At 66.5% G+C, this 16071-nt stretch carries 15 protein-coding genes and 1 tRNA gene; 11 read left to right on the forward strand and 5 right to left on the reverse strand.

Features of this window, described 5'->3' with window-relative positions; genetic code table 11:
* Positions 1–39 precede the first annotated feature (39 nt).
* From CK951_RS01880 to CK951_RS01900, 5 genes are all read right to left on the reverse strand, one after another.
* Positions 40–966: an electron transfer flavoprotein subunit alpha/FixB family protein gene (locus CK951_RS01880; protein WP_096784552.1), complete on the reverse strand. Its 927-nt coding sequence runs from the start codon at positions 964–966 to the stop codon at positions 40–42.
* Entirely contained in the window at positions 966–1727 is a 762-nt protein-coding gene (locus CK951_RS01885; RefSeq protein ID WP_096784553.1) for an electron transfer flavoprotein subunit beta/FixA family protein, read from the reverse strand. The genes CK951_RS01880 and CK951_RS01885 overlap by 1 nt, the downstream gene beginning before the upstream one ends.
* A 130-nt stretch (positions 1728–1857) precedes the next feature.
* The gene (locus CK951_RS01890) at positions 1858–2436 is read right to left on the reverse strand and encodes a cob(I)yrinic acid a,c-diamide adenosyltransferase (RefSeq protein WP_096784554.1); all 579 of its coding nucleotides are present in this window, start codon (positions 2434–2436) and stop codon (positions 1858–1860) included.
* Positions 2436–2645: a twin transmembrane helix small protein gene (locus CK951_RS01895; RefSeq protein ID WP_096784555.1), complete on the reverse strand. Its 210-nt coding sequence runs from the start codon at positions 2643–2645 to the stop codon at positions 2436–2438. The genes CK951_RS01890 and CK951_RS01895 overlap by 1 nt, the downstream gene beginning before the upstream one ends.
* A 59-nt stretch (positions 2646–2704) precedes the next feature.
* Positions 2705–3526 (reverse strand): SDR family NAD(P)-dependent oxidoreductase, encoded by an 822-nt coding sequence (locus CK951_RS01900; RefSeq protein ID WP_096784556.1) that lies wholly within the window; start codon positions 3524–3526, stop codon positions 2705–2707.
* 146 nt (positions 3527–3672) lie between these two features.
* Here CK951_RS01900 and parC point away from each other — a divergent pair, with 146 nt between their 5' ends.
* The 11 genes from parC (at position 3673) to rpoB (ending at position 15998) form a co-directional block, all read left to right on the forward strand.
* On the forward strand, positions 3673–5976 hold the full coding sequence (parC, locus tag CK951_RS01905; protein WP_096784557.1) for a DNA topoisomerase IV subunit A: 2304 nt from the start codon (positions 3673–3675) through the stop codon (positions 5974–5976).
* An 83-nt stretch (positions 5977–6059) separates the two neighbouring features.
* Complete coding sequence (locus CK951_RS01910; RefSeq protein WP_096784558.1) at positions 6060–6635, forward strand: hypothetical protein; 576 nt, start codon at positions 6060–6062, stop codon at positions 6633–6635.
* 100 nt (positions 6636–6735) lie between these two features.
* Positions 6736–7911, forward strand: coding sequence for an elongation factor Tu (tuf, locus tag CK951_RS01915; protein ID WP_096784559.1), 1176 nt, complete (start codon positions 6736–6738; stop codon positions 7909–7911).
* Between the two features lie 223 nt (positions 7912–8134).
* Positions 8135–8210 (forward strand) — tRNA-Trp (locus CK951_RS01920).
* Positions 8211–8295: 85 nt separating this feature from the next.
* Entirely contained in the window at positions 8296–8490 is a 195-nt protein-coding gene (secE, locus tag CK951_RS01925) for a preprotein translocase subunit SecE (RefSeq protein WP_096784560.1), read from the forward strand.
* 162 nt (positions 8491–8652) lie between these two features.
* Positions 8653–9189, forward strand: a complete 537-nt coding sequence (gene nusG, locus CK951_RS01930; RefSeq protein WP_096784561.1) for a transcription termination/antitermination protein NusG — start codon at positions 8653–8655, stop codon at positions 9187–9189.
* 92 nt (positions 9190–9281) lie between these two features.
* Positions 9282–9734, forward strand: coding sequence for a 50S ribosomal protein L11 (gene rplK / locus CK951_RS01935; RefSeq protein WP_096784562.1), 453 nt, complete (start codon positions 9282–9284; stop codon positions 9732–9734).
* 3 nt (positions 9735–9737) lie between these two features.
* The gene (gene rplA, locus CK951_RS01940; protein WP_096784563.1) at positions 9738–10436 is read left to right on the forward strand and encodes a 50S ribosomal protein L1; all 699 of its coding nucleotides are present in this window, start codon (positions 9738–9740) and stop codon (positions 10434–10436) included.
* Between the two features lie 224 nt (positions 10437–10660).
* Positions 10661–11176 carry a 50S ribosomal protein L10 gene (gene rplJ, locus CK951_RS01945; RefSeq protein WP_096784564.1) on the forward strand — a complete coding sequence of 172 codons (516 nt, stop codon included), beginning with the start codon at positions 10661–10663 and terminating at the stop codon, positions 11174–11176.
* Positions 11177–11245: 69 nt separating this feature from the next.
* Positions 11246–11620: a 50S ribosomal protein L7/L12 gene (rplL, locus tag CK951_RS01950; RefSeq protein WP_096784565.1), complete on the forward strand. Its 375-nt coding sequence runs from the start codon at positions 11246–11248 to the stop codon at positions 11618–11620.
* Positions 11621–11864: 244 nt separating this feature from the next.
* Complete coding sequence (gene rpoB, locus CK951_RS01955; protein ID WP_096784566.1) at positions 11865–15998, forward strand: DNA-directed RNA polymerase subunit beta; 4134 nt, start codon at positions 11865–11867, stop codon at positions 15996–15998.
* Positions 15999–16071 lie beyond the last annotated feature (73 nt).

Below are 16071 nucleotides of genomic sequence, written 5' to 3' on the forward strand. Positions count from 1 at the left end.
CCCCAGGGGCGCCCGTCCAATGTCAACGGCTTGGCCGGATCAGAGCTTCTCGGTCAGTTCCGGCACGAGGCTGAACAGGTCGCCCACGAGACCGTAGTCGGCCACCTGGAAGATCGGCGCCTCCTCGTCCTTGTTGATGGCGACGATGACCTTCGAATCCTTCATGCCGGCCAGGTGCTGGATCGCGCCCGAGATGCCGACGGCGATGTAGAGCTGCGGCGCCACGACCTTGCCGGTCTGGCCGACCTGCCAGTCGTTCGGCGCATAGCCCGAGTCCACCGCCGCGCGCGAGGCGCCGACCGCGGCCCCGAGCTTGTCGGCCAGCTTCTCGATCATGGCGAAGTTCTCTTCGGAACCCACGCCGCGGCCGCCCGAGACGACGATCTTCGCCGAAGTCAGCTCCGGCCGGTCCGAGGCCGCCACCTTGTCCTCGACCCAGGAGGACAGGCCCTTGTCGCCCGCCGCGCCGATCTTCTCGACCGGAGCCGAGCCGCCCTTGCCCGCCGCCTCGAAGGTGGCGGTGCGGATGGTGGCGACCTTGGTCGCGTCCGCCGACTTCACGGTCTGCACGGCGTTGCCGGCGTAGATCGGGCGCTCGAACGTGTCGGCGTCGATCACGGCGGTCACCTCCGACAGCACCATCACGTCGAGCAGGGCGGCCACGCGCGGCAGCACGTTCTTCGCCGCCGAGGTCGCCGGGGCAAGGATGTGGCTGTAGGAGGGCGCAAGGCTCAGCACGAGGTCCGCCAGCGGCTCGGCGAGGCCGTGGCCATAGGCGGCTTCATCCGCCGCGAGAACCTTCGAAACTCCGGCGAACTGAGCGGCCTCGGCGGCGGCGGCATCGACGCCCGAGCCCGCCACCAGCACCGTCACGTCGCCCAGCGCCTTCGCTGCGGTCAGCGCCTTCGCCGTCGAATCCGCGCCCAGCGTGCCGCCGGTCACTTCGGCAATCAGAAGAACGGCCATCAGATCACCCCCGCTTCGTCTTTCAGTTTCGCGATCAGCTCATCGACCGAGCCGACCTTGACGCCGGCCTTGCGGCCCGCCGGCTCGGCGGTCTTCACCACGCTCAGGCGCGGGGTGACATCGACGCCGTAGTCGGCCGCCGTCTTCTCCTCCAGCGGCTTCTTCTTGGCCTTCATGATGTTGGGCAGCGAGGCATAGCGCGGCTCGTTCATGCGCAGGTCCACGGTGACGATGGTCGGCATCTTCACCTTGATGGTCTGCATCCCGCCATCGACCTCGCGGGTCACGACCGCCGCATCGCCCTCGATCGCCAGATCCGAGGCGAAGGTCGCCTGGCTCCAGCCCAGCAGCGCCGAGAGCATCTGGCCGGTGGCGTTCATGTCGTTGTCGATCGCCTGCTTGCCGCAGATCACGAGGCCCGGCTGTTCGGCATCCACGACGCCCTTGAGCAGCTTCGCGACCGCCAGCGGCTCGATGTCCTGATGCACGTCCGAGGCCGCCTCGATCAGGATCGCGCGGTCGGCGCCCATGGCGAGGGCGGTGCGCAGCGTCTCCTGCGCCTGCTTGACGCCGATCGAGACCACGACGACTTCGGTCGCGGTGCCGGCCTCGCGCAGACGGATCGCCGCTTCGACCGCGATTTCGTCGAACGGGTTCATCGACATCTTCACGTTGGCAAGATCGACGCCCGTGCCGTCCGCCTTCACGCGGACCTTCACGTTGTAGTCGATCACGCGCTTGACAGGCACCAGTACCTTCATCAGTGGCAATCTCCCTTCCATCCGCCCATGGCGGGCAAACTCTCCGCGCCGTTGTTAGCCGCAACGGCACAGCGAAAACAGACCAAAACCGACAGGGAAATCCCGTTCGACGTCGCGTCCGTCTGCGTCCTTATGCCCCACGCGTGAGGCCGGGAACCCAGAGCACGTCGGCGCGGCCGTCATCGTTCGCCATGCGGCCGGCGACGAAGAACCAGTCTGACAGGCGGTTGAGATACTTCACCGCCTCGGGGTTGACCGATTCCATGGTGGCCAATTCCACCGTCAGGCGCTCGGCCCGGCGGCAGACCGTCCGGCAGAGATGGAGATGCGCCGCCAGCGCCGATCCTCCCGGCAGGATGAAGCTGCGCAGGGGTTGCAGGCTGGCGTTCATCGCGTCGATCTCGCGCTCCAGCCGGCCCACCTGGGCGGCGAGGATGCGCAAGGGGGGGAACTCGGCCTCGGCGTCGCGCTCCATCTCGGGGCGGCAGAGATCGGCGCCAAGGTCGAAGAGGTCGTTCGAGATCCGGGCGAGGCCCAGTTCCATCTCGCCCGTCGCATGTTGCCGCGCGAGGCCCACGGTTGCGTTCGTCTCGTCCACCGTGCCGTAGGCGTGGACGCGGGTCGAATGCTTGGCCACCCGGGCGCCGTTGCCCAGCGCGGTTTCGCCGGCGTCGCCGGTCTTGGTGTAGATCTTCGAAAGGACGACCATCAGAAAACTCCGGATTGGCGAACGGCGACGATGAGGAGGATGAGCGCGATCGCCACCGCCTGTGCGATGATGCGCCAGCGCATGAGGCGGTTGCCGTGCTTGCGGTTGAAGTCTCCACCGCGGGCGAAGCCGCCGATCCCGATCGCAAGGATCACCAGAACGCCGCCCACGGCAAGCGCTACGATGACGGTTAGCGGATCCTGCAGCATGACCATCCTCCGGGATTGTCGCCGTCATGTAGCGGATCGGGGCGAAAAAGCGACCCCTTTCAGCCGCGCGACAGCACCCGGTCGAGCGCGCGCGTCGGCAGCAGCCGGCGCAGCAACCATGCGGTGCGGCTGGGGACGGTGATGCGGTAGCGGGCGCGGGGGGAGGGGCTTTCCAGCGCCTCGATCAGCTTTTCCGTCACGGCGGACGCCGGCAACTGCCAGCGGTCGTGCCCGCCCTCGTAGAGCCGCTTCACCAGAGACTGCCGGTATTGCTCGGCGCGGGCCGAGGCTTGCCAGTCGATCCAGCGCTCGAAATGCGGGATCGAGTTCTCGCGGATCTTCGAGGCGATGGGGCCGGGTTCCAGCAGCACGACCCGGATAGGGGTGTCCGACATCTCGAGGCGAAGGACATCGGTCAGCCCCTCCATCGCGTATTTCGACGCCACATAGGCGCCGCGCCACGGATAGCCGACAAAACCCAGCACCGACGAGCAGTTCACGATCCGCCCGTGGCCCTGCCGCCGCATGACCGGGATCACCCGGCGGGTGAGGTCGTGGACGCCGACGATGTTGGTCTCGAGCACGGCGCGCAGCGCCTCGCGCGGCAAATCCTCCACCGCGCCGGGGCAGGCGAAGGCGCCGTTGTTGTAAAGCGCATCCAGCGTGCCGCCCGTGTGGCGGGTGGCTTCCTCCACGGCCGCGGCAAGGCTGTCGGGGTCGTCATAGTCGAGGCGGAAGCTTTCCAGCCCCTCGGCACGCAGCCGCTCGCAATCGGCCTCCTTCCGGCAGGTGGCGAAGACCCGCCAGCCGCGGGCACTGAGGCCGCGCGCGGCGTCGAGGCCGATGCCCGACGAACACCCCGTGATCAGAACGCTCTTCATCCACTGCCCTCCGAAGGTCGGGCTTCTGTTAGGGGAGAACCGCGGCGAAGGCCAATGCGTCAGTTGCGCGACCGTTTCTGCCGCCTCCGATCCGCGCCATCCTTTCCGTCTGGACCGATGCAACCGCCGCGACTAGACACGGGGCCATGACCGACACGCCCGAAGACCCCGCGCAAGAGCCGCTGACCACCTCGGAACCGCTGCGCCGTGCCATCGGCGAGCGCTACCTGACCTATGCGCTTTCGACCATCATGCACCGCGCGCTGCCCGACGCGCGCGACGGACTGAAGCCGGTTCACCGCCGCATCCTGTTCGCGATGCGCGAATTGCGGTTGTCGCCCACGGGGGGCTTCCGCAAGTCGGCGAAGATCGCGGGCGACGTGATGGGGAACTATCACCCGCATGGCGACGCGGCGATCTACGACGCGATGGCGCGGCTCGCGCAGGATTTCAACGTCCGCTATCCGCTGGTGGACGGGCAGGGCAACTTCGGCAACATCGACGGCGACAATCCGGCCGCCAGTCGCTACACCGAGGCCCGCCTGACGCCCATCGCCGAACTGTTGATGGAAGGGCTGGCCGAGAACGCGGTGGACTTCCGCCCGAACTATGACGGCACGCTGGAAGAGCCGATCGTGATGCCGGCGGCCTTCCCGAACCTGCTGGCCAATGGCGCCTCGGGGATCGCGGTCGGCATGGCCACCAACATCCCGCCGCACAACCTCGACGAACTGATCGAGGGCTGCCTCGCGATGATCCGCGATCCCGACCTGGCCGACGAGGCGCTGGTGCGGCTGATCCCGGGACCGGACTTTCCCACGGGAGGCGTGATCGTCGAGCCGCCTGCCTCGATCCTCGACGCCTACCGCACCGGCCGCGGCGCCTTCCGGCTGCGGGCGAAGTGGCAGGTCGAGGATCTCGGCCGCGGCACCTGGCAGATCGTGGTGACCGAGATCCCCTATCAGGTGCAGAAGTCGAAGCTGATCGAGCGGCTGGCCGAGGTGATCCAGACCAAGAAGGTCCCGGCGCTTGCCGATGTCCGCGACGAAAGCGCCGATGACGTGCGCATCGTGCTGGAACCGCGCGCCCGGACCGTCGATCCCGAGATGCTGATGGGGATGCTCTTCCGCAACTCGGATCTGGAAGTGCGCTTCTCGATGAACATGAACGTGCTGATCGACGGCCGAACGCCGAAGGTCTGCTCGCTCAAGGAGGTGCTGCGCGCCTTCCTCGACCACCGGCGCGAGGTGCTGATCCGTCGCTCGCAGCACCGGATGGAGAAGATCGACCACCGGCTCGAGGTGCTGGGCGGCCTGATCGTCGCCTACCTCAACCTCGACCGGGTGATCGACATCATCCGCTACGACGCGGAGCCGAAGCGGGCGCTGATGGCCGAGAAATGGGGCCGCAAGTTCAAGCGCGCGACGTCCGAGAAGGACTATGTCGGGCCGAGCGAGGGTCCGGGCGATCTGACCGAGGTTCAGGCCGAGGCGATCCTGAACATGCGCCTCCGCTCGCTGCGCCGTCTCGAGGAGATGGAACTGCTGGCCGAGCGGGACGCGCTGCTGGCCGAGCGTGCCGATCTGGAAGGGCTGATCGGCAGCGAGGCCCGCCAGTGGGACCGGATCGGCGCCGACCTGAAGGAGATCCAGAAGCTCTTCGGCAAATGGACCGTGGCGGGCGCGCGCCGCACCCAGTTCGCCGAGGCGGGCGAGGTCGAGGAGGTGCCGCTGGAAGCCATGATCGAGCGCGAGCCGATCACGGTCATCTGCTCGAAGATGGGCTGGATCCGGGCGATGAAGGGCCACCAGCCGCTCGACGCCGAGGTGAAGTTCAAGGACGGCGACGCCCCGCGCTTCATGTTCCACGCCGAGACGACCGACCGGCTGCTGCTGGTCGGCTCGAACGGCCGCTTCTACACCCTGACCGGCGCGAGCCTGCCGGGTGGCCGCGGCATGGGCGAGCCGGTGCGCCTGATGGTGGACCTGCCGAACGAGGCCGAGATCACCGACCTGATGATCTGGCGGCCGGGCGAGAAGCTGTTGCTGGCCTCCTCCGCCGGTGACGGTTTCGTGGTGCCGTCCGAGGAGGTGCTGGCCCAGACCCGCGCCGGGAAGGCGGTGCTGACGATGAAGGAAGGCGTGCGCACCGCGATCTGCCGCCCTGTGCGCGGGGATCACGTCGCGGTGGTGGGCGAGAACCGCAAGCTTCTGGTCTTCGCGCTCGAGGAACTGCCCGAGATGGCGAAGGGCAAGGGCGTCCGCCTGCAGAAATACAAGGACGGCGGGCTGGCCGACGCGATCACCTTCGACATCGCGAAGGGCCTCGTCTGGAAGGACCCCGCCGGCCGCACCCGCTCCGAGACCGACCTTGCGGAATGGAAGGGCCCCCGGGCCGGCGCCGGAAAGATGGCACCCCGCGGCTTCCCGCGCGACAACCGCTTCAACTGAGGGGTGCGGCTGCACCGGGTGCCGGAGTTGCGCACGCATCGCCGGCGGGATAAGGCGGAGCGCCACTCAGGAAGGACGCCGTCATGACCCGCCGCGCTGCCGCGCTCTGCCTCGGGCTTGCCCTGCTGGCGGGGTGCCAGAGGAACGATCTCCAGGACCCTCCGGCGGATCTGGGAGACTTCGCGCTGGGGCTCAACATCGTCGTGGCCGACAACGTGCAGAAGGTGCCGATCTCGCGCTCGGCGAGCGTCGAGGAGTGGGAGGCGGCCATGAAGAAGGCGATCGACGACCGCTTCGGTCGCTATCAGGGCACGAAGCTCTACAACCTCGGCATCAGCGTCGACGGCTATGCGCTGGCGCCGCCCGGCATTCCGGTGGTGGCGGCGCCGAAGTCGGTGGTGGCGATCACCGCGAACATCTGGGACGATGCGGCGGGGCGGAAACTGAACGCCGAGGGCGAGAAGATGACGGTCTTCGAAAGCCTCTCGGGCGAGTCGATCATCGGCACCGGGCTGACCCAGACGAAGGGGCAGCAGATGGAAGCGCTGGCCTACAACGTGGCGAAGCGGGTCGAGACCTGGCTGCTCCAGCATCCCGAGTGGTTCGGCCTGCCGCCGCTGCCGCCCGAGCCGCCCCGGAACCCGCGCGGGGACAAGTGATACTTGATTTTCCCTTGTCCAATGGATAACTCCGCCGCCGTGTAGAACGGGCTGCCCGACCGTCCTCGGGCCGTCCCCCAATCCGCGAGGCGCTCCGCCAATGGCAAAGGCAAAATTCGAACGGACGAAACCGCACGTCAACATCGGCACGATCGGCCACGTTGACCACGGCAAGACGACGCTGACGGCCGCGATCACCAAGTACTTCGGCGAATTCCGCGCCTACGACCAGATCGACGGCGCCCCGGAAGAGCGCGCCCGCGGCATCACGATCTCGACCGCCCATGTGGAATACGAGTCGGACACCCGCCACTACGCCCACGTCGACTGCCCCGGCCACGCCGACTACGTGAAGAACATGATCACCGGCGCGGCCCAGATGGACGGCGCGATCCTCGTGGTGTCGGCCGCCGACGGCCCGATGCCGCAGACCCGCGAGCACATCCTGCTCGGCCGCCAGGTGGGCATCCCCTACATGGTCGTGTTCATGAACAAGGTCGACCAGGTCGATGACCCGGAACTTCTCGAGCTGGTCGAGATGGAGATCCGCGAACTCCTGTCGTCCTACGACTACCCCGGCGACGACATCCCGATCATCAAGGGCTCGGCGCTGCATGCGATGAACGGCACCGAGAAGGAAATCGGCGAGGACGCGATCCGCGCCCTGATCGCCGCCGTTGACGAGTACATCCCGACCCCGGCCCGCGCCGTGGACCAGCCGTTCCTGATGCCGGTCGAGGACGTGTTCTCGATCTCGGGCCGCGGCACCGTGGCCACCGGCCGCATCGAGCGCGGCGTGGTGAAGGTGGGCGAGGAACTCGAGATCGTCGGCATCCGCCCGTCGAAGAAGACGGTCTGCACCGGCGTCGAGATGTTCCGCAAGCTGCTCGACCAGGGCGAGGCGGGCGACAACGTGGGCCTGCTGCTGCGTGGCGTTGACCGCGACGGGATCGAGCGCGGCCAGGTGCTGTGCAAGCCCGGCTCGGTGAAGCCGCACACGAAGTTCGAGGCCGAGGCCTACATCCTCACGAAAGAGGAAGGCGGCCGCCACACCCCGTTCTTCGCGAACTACCGTCCGCAGTTCTACTTCCGCACCACCGACGTGACCGGCACGGTTCAGCTGCCGGAAGGCACCGAGATGGTGATGCCGGGCGACAACCTGAAGTTCAACGTCGAGCTGATCGCGCCGATCGCCATGGAAGAGAAGCTCCGCTTCGCCATCCGTGAAGGCGGCCGCACCGTCGGCGCCGGCGTCGTCTCGAAAATCATCGCCTGATCCCGCCGGGATCGCGAGGAGGGCGCGCAGGGCAACCCGCGCGCCCTTTCCCTTTTCCGGCTGGCGGCCCCCTGCGCCGGGCCGTTGCGCCCTGTCGGGGCGGTCAGGGCGTCAGCGGGCGGTCCCGAAAGGGCACAGCCTGCGGCGGCATATCGCAATCGCGCGAGGGCGCAAAAACGGGCTTGCATTCGTCCCGCGGCTGTCTTACCTCGCGGGCAGGCTTAGGAGTTTAGCTCAGTTGGTAGAGCATCGGTCTCCAAAACCGAGGGTCGTGGGTTCGAGTCCCCCAACTCCTGCCAAGCCTCTCCCGCAGAACGCCTGACGCCTTGAACTTCGCCCGCCAAGGGCGTATCTGCCGCGCGACGCTTCATTCAGGACGAGACGATGGCCAAGGCGAATCCGTTCCAGTTCATTTCGCAGGTGCGCTCCGAGGTCGGCAAGGTCACCTGGCCCGGCCGCCGCGAGGTGATGCTCACCACGATCATGGTCTTCGTCATGGCGGCGCTGACGGCCACCTTCTTCTCGCTGGTGGATTTCGGCATCCGTCAGGGGCTCAGCCTGCTTCTGAACAGCTTCTGACGTTTGTTCTTGATCGCCGGAGGTCCTGCCTGTAATCGGGCGGTGACTTGGCAGAGGCCGGCGCGCAGCGATTCGGGTTGCGCGCTGTTTTTTGTTCTGGGGGCGGACGCCTGTCCGCCGGAAGATGCGGGGAAAGCCCCGCGCGAAGAGGTAGGCTGAGGCATGGCGAAGCGTTGGTATTCGGTGAGCGTTCTCTCGAACTTCGAGAAGAAGGTCGCCGAGCAGATCCGGACGGCCGTGGCGGATGCCGGTCTTCAGGAGGAGATCGACGAGGTTCTCGTGCCGACCGAAGAGGTGATCGAGGTCCGGCGCGGCAAGAAGGTGACCTCCGAGCGTCGTTTCATGCCGGGCTATGTGCTGGTGCACATGGAAATGTCGAACCGCGGCTACCACCTGATCTCCTCGATCAACCGGGTGACAGGGTTCCTCGGGCCGCAGGGCAAGCCGATGCCGATGCGCGACTCGGAAGTGAACACGATCCTGAACCGCGTCGAGGAAGGCGAGGCGCAGCCGCGCAGCCTGATCCGCTACGACATCGGCGAGACGGTGAAGGTGACGGACGGCCCGTTCGAGGGCTTCTCGGGCATGGTCGAGGACGTGGATGAAGAGCATTCGCGCCTCAAGGTGACCGTCTCGATCTTCGGCCGGGCCACCCCGGTCGAGCTGGAATTCACGCAGGTCGCCAAGGGCGGCATCTGACGTGCATCGCGTGGGAGGCGAGCGCGCCCGTGGGGCGTGACGGACCGGACCACTAAACTCGCCCCCTGGGGCAGTGACAGAGGAGAGGCCACATGGCCAAGAAAGTCATCGGGCAGCTGAAGCTGCAAGTGAAGGCGGGGCAAGCCAACCCGTCCCCGCCGGTCGGTCCGGCGCTGGGTCAGCGCGGCCTGAACATCATGGCCTTCGTGAAGGAATTCAACGCGAAGACCGCCGACATCGAGCCGGGCACGCCCACTCCGGTCATCATCACCTACTACCAGGACAAGTCGTTCAGCCTCGAGCTGAAGACGGCGCCGGCCTCCTACATGCTGAAGAAGGCCGCGGGCCTTCCGTCGGTGGGCAAGCGCAACCGTCCGAAGGGCTCGACCAAGCCGGGCCGCGAAGTGGCGGGCACGGTGACCGCGGCGCAGATCCGCAAGATCGCCGAAGCGAAGATGAAGGATCTGAACGCCAACGACATCGAGGCGGCGATGCAGATCATCCTTGGCTCGGCCAAGTCCTGCGGCATCGAGGTCAAGGGGTAAGTCATGGCCAAGGTTGGAAAACGGACGCGCGCGGCGCGTGAAGCCTTCGTCGGCAAGGACCTGATCTCGCTCGAGGATGCGGTTGCGCTGATCAAGCAGGCGGCCTCGGCCAAGTTCGACGAGACGCTGGAAGTCGCGATGAACCTGGGCGTCGACCCGCGTCACGCCGACCAGATGGTTCGCGGCGTCGTCACCCTGCCGAACGGCACGGGCAAGACGGTTCGCGTGGCGGTCTTCGCCCGCGGCGCCAAGGCTGACGAGGCCAAGGCCGCCGGTGCGGACATCGTCGGCGCCGAGGACCTGATGGAGACCATCCAGTCGGGCAAGATCGAGTTCGACCGCTGCATCGCGACCCCGGACATGATGCCGCTCGTCGGCCGTCTGGGCAAGATCCTGGGCCCGCGCAACCTGATGCCGAACCCGAAGGTCGGCACGGTGACCATGGACGTGGCCGGCGCCGTCGGCAACGCCAAGGGCGGCGAGGTCCAGTTCAAGGTCGAGAAGGCCGGTGTGATCCACGCCGGCGTCGGCAAGGTCTCGTTCGACACCGAGAAGCTCGCGCAGAACGTCCGCGCCTTCGTGGACGCCGTGAACCGCGCGAAGCCCGCCGGGGCGAAGGGCACCTACCTCAAGAAGGTGTCGCTGTCCTCGACCATGGGCCCGGGCGTCTCGGTCGACCTGAGCTCGGCGACGAGCCACTGAGAATTTCCGCGCGGCAACGCGCGGGATGACGGGGCGGCAACGCCCCGTCCTGTCCGAGACGGCGGGTGAGGGCGACCTCTTAATGTCCTGCCTGAGATGGGGATCGAGAAGGATTTTTGCGGGCAACCGCCGGATCTTGGCTCGGGACCACATCGCGGACCCGAACGCCCCGCTCGCGGGGCAGAAGTGAGCCGGGGGGAAACCCCCAAACTTGGAGTGAAACTGTGGATAGAGCCCAGAAAGAGAAAGTGGTCGAGGAACTCGGCCAGATCTTCGCAAGCTCTGGCGTGGTCGTGGTTGCACACTACGCAGGCGTCACGGTTGCTCAGATGCAGGACCTGCGCGCGCAGATGCGCGAAGTCGGTGGGTCCGTGCGCGTTGCCAAGAACAGGCTCGCCAAGATCGCCCTTGCCGGTCAACCCTGCGAAAAGATGGGTGACCTGCTCACGGGCATGACCGTGATGGCCTATTCCGAGGACCCCGTCGCTGCGGCGAAGGTTGCGGAAGCCTATGCCAAGAAGAACGACAAGTTCGTGATCCTTGGCGGGGCAATGGGCGACACGATCCTGGACCAGGCCGGTGTGAAGACCGTCGCCGCCATGCCGTCGCGCGAAGAGCTCATCGCTCAGATCGTGTCGTGCATCGGTGCGCCCGCGTCGAGCATCGCCGGGGCCATTGGCGCACCTGCTTCGAACATCGCCGGCATCCTCTCCACCCTGGAGGAGCGGGAAGCCGCTTGAGCAATCTCGTCGACCTGCGTGGGTTGTTGCCCACCATGTTGGACCCCATCTAACTGAACGGAACAGAAAATGGCTGATCTGAACAAACTCGCCGAAGAAATCGTCGGTCTGACCCTGCTCGAAGCCCAAGAGCTGAAGACGATCCTCAAAGACAAGTACGGCATCGAGCCGGCCGCCGGCGGCGCCGTCATGGTTGCCGGCCCGGCCGCTGCCGCGGCCCCGGCCGAAGAAGAGAAGACCGAGTTCGACGTCGTCCTGACCGACGCCGGCGCCAACAAGATCAACGTGATCAAGGAAGTGCGCGCGATCACCGGTCTCGGCCTGAAAGAAGCCAAGGACCTCGTGGAAGCTGGCGGCAAGGTGAAGGAAGGCGCTTCGAAAGCCGACGCCGAAGCCATGAAGAAGAAGCTCGAAGAAGCTGGCGCGAAAGTCGAGCTGAAGTAATCTCGCGGATGCCTCGCGCATCCAGCGGTTGAAATCGGGCTGGGTCCGACGGATTGTCGGGCCCAGCCGAACCTGTCTCGGAAGGGGCTTCCAGCCCGAAGCCCCTTCCAAGGCGTGGTTCGAGGTTCGGGAGCCCTCCGGTGGGACGGCGGGCGTGAATGGGACCTCCCCCCTTCTTCGCAAGCGGCGCATGCCCGTGGCCCGACGGCACGTGCGCCCGCGAAAACGAAAGGTGACTTCGAGCATGGCTCAGAGCTACGTTGGCCAGAAACGTATCCGCAGGTACTACGGCAAGATCCGCGAAGTGCTGGAGATGCCGAACCTGATCGAGGTTCAGAAATCCTCCTACGATCTGTTCCTGAAATCGGGCGACGGCCCGAAGGCCGCCGATGGCGAAGGCATCCAGGGCGTCTTCCAGTCGGTCTTCCCGATCAAGGACTTCAACGAGACCGCCGTGCTCGAGTTCGTGAAATACGAGCTCGAGAAGCCGAAGTATGACGTGGACGAGTGCCAGCAGCGCGACATGACCTATGCCGCGCCGCTGAAGGTCACCCTGCGTCTGATCGTGTTCGATGTCGACGAGACCACGGGCGCGCGGTCCGTCAAGGACATCAAGGAGCAGGACGTCTACATGGGCGACATGCCCCTGATGACCGCGAACGGCACGTTCATCGTGAACGGCACCGAGCGCGTGATCGTCAGCCAGATGCACCGCTCCCCTGGCGTGTTCTTTGACCACGACAAGGGCAAGACGCATTCCTCGGGCAAGCTGCTCTTCGCCTGCCGCATCATCCCCTACCGCGGCTCGTGGCTCGATTTCGAGTTCGACGCCAAGGACATCGTCTTCGCCCGCATCGACCGCCGCCGGAAGCTGCCGGTGACGACGCTGCTCTATGCCCTCGGCATGGATCAGGAAGGCATCATGGATGCCTATTACGAGACGGTGGACTTCAAGTATCAGAAGAACCGCGGCTGGGTCACCCGGTTCTTCCCCGAGCGTGTGCGCGGCACCCGGCCGAGCTACGACCTCGTGGACGCGGCCACCGGCGAGGTCATCCTGAAGGCGGGCGAGAAGGCCACGCCGCGGATGGTCAAGAAGTGGATCGACGAGGGCCAGATCACCGAGCTTCTGGTGCCGTTCGACCACATCGTCGGCCGCTACGTCGCGCGTGACATCATCAACGAGGAAACCGGCGAGATCTGGGTCGAAGCCGGTGACGAACTCACGATGGAGTACGACCGCGACGGCGAGGTGAAGGGCGGCACGCTGAAGCTGCTGCTCGATCAGGGCATCACCGACATCCCGGTGCTCGACATCGACAACGTCAACGTCGGCCCCTACATCCGCAACACCATGGCGGCGGACAAGAACATGGGCCGCGATACCGCGCTCATGGACATCTACCGCGTGATGCGTCCGGGCGAGCCGCCGACCGTCGAGGCCGCGTCGAACCTGTTCGACACGCTGTTCTTCGACAGCGAGCGCTACGACCTGTCGGCCGTCGGCCGCGTGAAGATGAACATGCGTCTGGACCTCGGCAAGCCCGACACCCAGCGCACGCTCGACCGCGACGACATCATCGCCTGCATCAAGGCGCTGACCGAACTGCGCGACGGCAAGGGTGAGATCGACGACATCGACCACCTCGGCAACCGCCGGGTGCGCTCGGTCGGCGAGCTGATGGAGAACCAGTACCGCGTGGGCCTGCTCCGCATGGAGCGCGCGATCAAGGAGCGGATGTCCTCGGTCGAGATCGACACGATCATGCCGCAGGACCTGATCAACGCGAAGCCGGCGGCGGCTGCCGTGCGCGAGTTCTTCGGCTCGTCGCAGCTGTCGCAGTTCATGGACCAGACCAACCCGCTGTCGGAAGTCACCCACAAGCGGCGTCTCTCGGCCCTCGGGCCGGGCGGTCTGACCCGCGAGCGCGCGGGCTTCGAGGTGCGCGACGTTCACCCGACCCACTATGGCCGGATGTGCCCGATCGAGACGCCGGAAGGTCAGAACATCGGCCTGATCAACAGCCTCGCGACCTTCGCCCGCGTGAACAAGTACGGCTTCATCGAGACCCCCTACCGCAAGGTGATCGAAGGCAAGGTGACCGACGAGGTCGTCTACATGTCGGCGACCGAGGAGATGCGTCACACCGTGGCGCAGGCCAACGCGGCGCAGGACGAGGACGGCCGCTTTGCCGACGACCTGATCTCGTCGCGGAAGGCGGGCGAGTTCATGCTGAACCCGCCGGATGCCATCGACCTGATCGACGTGTCGCCGAAGCAGCTCGTGTCGGTCGCGGCCTCGCTGATCCCGTTCCTCGAGAACGACGACGCGAACCGCGCGCTGATGGGCTCGAACATGCAGCGTCAGGCGGTGCCGCTCCTGCAATCCGACGCGCCCTTCGTGGGCACGGGGATCGAGGCCGTGGTGGCGCGTGACAGCGGCGCCGCCATCATGGCGCGCCGTGCGGGCGTGATCGACCAGGTGGACGCGACGCGTATCGTCGTGCGCGCCACCGAGATGCTGGAGCCGGGCGAGCCGGGCGTCGACATCTACCGCCTGCGCAAGTTCAAACGCTCGAACCAGTCGTCCTGCATCAACCAGCGGCCGCTGGTGAAGGTGGGCGACGTCGTCGCGCGTGGCGAGGTGGTGGCCGACGGTCCTTGCACCGACATGGGCGAACTCGCCCTTGGCCGGAACGTGGTCGTGGCCTTCATGCCGTGGAACGGCTACAACTACGAGGACTCGATCCTGATCTCCGAGCGCATCCTGCGCGACGACGTCTATACCTCGATCCACATCGAGGAATACGAGGTCGCCGCCCGCGATACCAAGCTCGGGCCGGAAGAGATCACCCGCGACATCCCGAACGTCGGCGAGGAAGCCCTGCGCAACCTCGACGAGGCGGGCATCGTCTACATCGGCGCTGAAGTGCAGCCGGGTGACATCCTCGTCGGCAAGATCACCCCGAAGGGCGAAAGCCCGATGACGCCGGAAGAAAAGCTCCTCCGCGCGATCTTCGGGGAAAAGGCGTCGGACGTGCGCGACACCTCGCTGCGCCTGCCGCCGGGGGCCTATGGCACGATCGTGGAAGTGCGGGTCTTCAACCGCCACGGCGTCGACAAGGACGAGCGTGCGCTGCAGATCGAGCGCGAAGAGGTCGAGCGTCTGGCCCGTGACCGGGACGACGAGCTGGCGATCCTCGAGCGCAACATCTACGCGCGCCTCAAGTCGCTGATCATGGGCAAGGTTGCCGTGAAGGGTCCGAAGGGCATCCGCGCTGGCTCCGAGATCAACGACGAGCTTCTGTCCACGCTCTCGCGCGGGCAGTGGTGGCAGCTGGCGCTGGGTGAGGAAGCCGACGCGAAGGAAGTCGAGGCCCTCCACGAGCAGTTCGAGGCGCAGAAGCGCGCGCTCGATCACCGCTTCGAGGACAAGGTCGAGAAGGTCCGCCGCGGCGACGACCTGCCTCCGGGCGTGATGAAGATGGTCAAGGTGTTCGTCGCGGTGAAGCGCAAGCTGCAGCCGGGCGACAAGATGGCCGGCCGTCACGGCAACAAGGGCGTCATCTCGAAGGTGGTGCCGATCGAGGACATGCCGTTCCTTGCGGACGGCACGCATGTCGACCTCGTGCTCAACCCGCTCGGCGTGCCGTCGCGGATGAACGTCGGCCAGATCCTCGAGACGCACATGGGCTGGGCCGCGCGCGGTCTTGGCATCCAGATCGACGAGGCGCTGCAGCAGTACCGCCGCTCGGGCGACCTGACCCCGGTCAAGGAAGCCATGCGTCTGGCCTATGGCGACGAGACCTACGAGGGCGCTTTCGCCGACCGTGACGAGGACGATCTGGTCGAGATGGCCAGCCGCGTGACCAAGGGCGTGCCGATCGCGACCCCGGTCTTCGACGGCGCGAAGGAGCCGGACGTGAACGACGCGCTGCGTCGGGCGGGCTTCGACAAGAGCGGCCAGTCCATCGTCTTCGACGGCCGCACGGGCGAGCAGTTCGCGCGTCCGGTCACCGTGGGCGTGAAGTACATGCTGAAGCTGCACCACCTTGTCGACGACAAGCTGCACGCCCGTTCCACGGGGCCGTACTCGCTCGTCACCCAGCAGCCGCTGGGCGGGAAGGCGCAGTTCGGTGGCCAGCGTCTCGGCGAGATGGAGGTCTGGGCGCTCGAAGCCTACGGCGCCGCCTACACCCTGCAGGAAATGCTGACGGTGAAGTCGGACGACGTGGCGGGCCGCACCAAGATGTACGAGTCGATCGTCAAGGGCGAGGACAACTTCGAGGCGGGTGTCCCGGAGTCGTTCAACGTGCTCGTCAAGGAAGTGCGGGGCCTCGGCCTCAACATGGAACTCCTGGATGCGGACGAAGAGTGACGGTTGCGCGCTTCCCCGGGCCTGACGCCCGGGGAAGCGCCCCGTTCTTCGACCGCAACCTTTTAGGGATCAG

The organism is Rhodobacter sp. CZR27 (assembly GCF_002407205.1).
Classification (GTDB): Bacteria; Pseudomonadota; Alphaproteobacteria; order Rhodobacterales; family Rhodobacteraceae; genus Cereibacter_A.

Excerpts from the sequence above, each read along its gene's own strand:
- rpoB (WP_096784566.1), top strand. The coding sequence starts at position 11,865 with ATGGCTCAGAGCTACGTTGGCCAGAAACGTATCCGCAGGTACTACGGC.
- tuf (WP_096784559.1), top strand. The coding sequence starts at position 6,736 with ATGGCAAAGGCAAAATTCGAACGGACGAAACCGCACGTCAACATCGGC.
- CK951_RS01900 (WP_096784556.1), bottom strand. The coding sequence starts at position 3,526 with ATGAAGAGCGTTCTGATCACGGGGTGTTCGTCGGGCATCGGCCTCGAC.
- CK951_RS01885 (WP_096784553.1), bottom strand. The coding sequence starts at position 1,727 with ATGAAGGTACTGGTGCCTGTCAAGCGCGTGATCGACTACAACGTGAAG.
- secE (WP_096784560.1), top strand. The coding sequence starts at position 8,296 with ATGGCCAAGGCGAATCCGTTCCAGTTCATTTCGCAGGTGCGCTCCGAG.
- parC (WP_096784557.1), top strand. The coding sequence starts at position 3,673 with ATGACCGACACGCCCGAAGACCCCGCGCAAGAGCCGCTGACCACCTCG.
- rplK (WP_096784562.1), top strand. The coding sequence starts at position 9,282 with ATGGCCAAGAAAGTCATCGGGCAGCTGAAGCTGCAAGTGAAGGCGGGG.
- rplL (WP_096784565.1), top strand. The coding sequence starts at position 11,246 with ATGGCTGATCTGAACAAACTCGCCGAAGAAATCGTCGGTCTGACCCTG.
- CK951_RS01890 (WP_096784554.1), bottom strand. The coding sequence starts at position 2,436 with ATGGTCGTCCTTTCGAAGATCTACACCAAGACCGGCGACGCCGGCGAA.
- nusG (WP_096784561.1), top strand. The coding sequence starts at position 8,653 with ATGGCGAAGCGTTGGTATTCGGTGAGCGTTCTCTCGAACTTCGAGAAG.
- CK951_RS01880 (WP_096784552.1), bottom strand. The coding sequence starts at position 966 with ATGGCCGTTCTTCTGATTGCCGAAGTGACCGGCGGCACGCTGGGCGCG.
- CK951_RS01910 (WP_096784558.1), top strand. The coding sequence starts at position 6,060 with ATGACCCGCCGCGCTGCCGCGCTCTGCCTCGGGCTTGCCCTGCTGGCG.
- rplA (WP_096784563.1), top strand. The coding sequence starts at position 9,738 with ATGGCCAAGGTTGGAAAACGGACGCGCGCGGCGCGTGAAGCCTTCGTC.
- CK951_RS01895 (WP_096784555.1), bottom strand. The coding sequence starts at position 2,645 with ATGCTGCAGGATCCGCTAACCGTCATCGTAGCGCTTGCCGTGGGCGGC.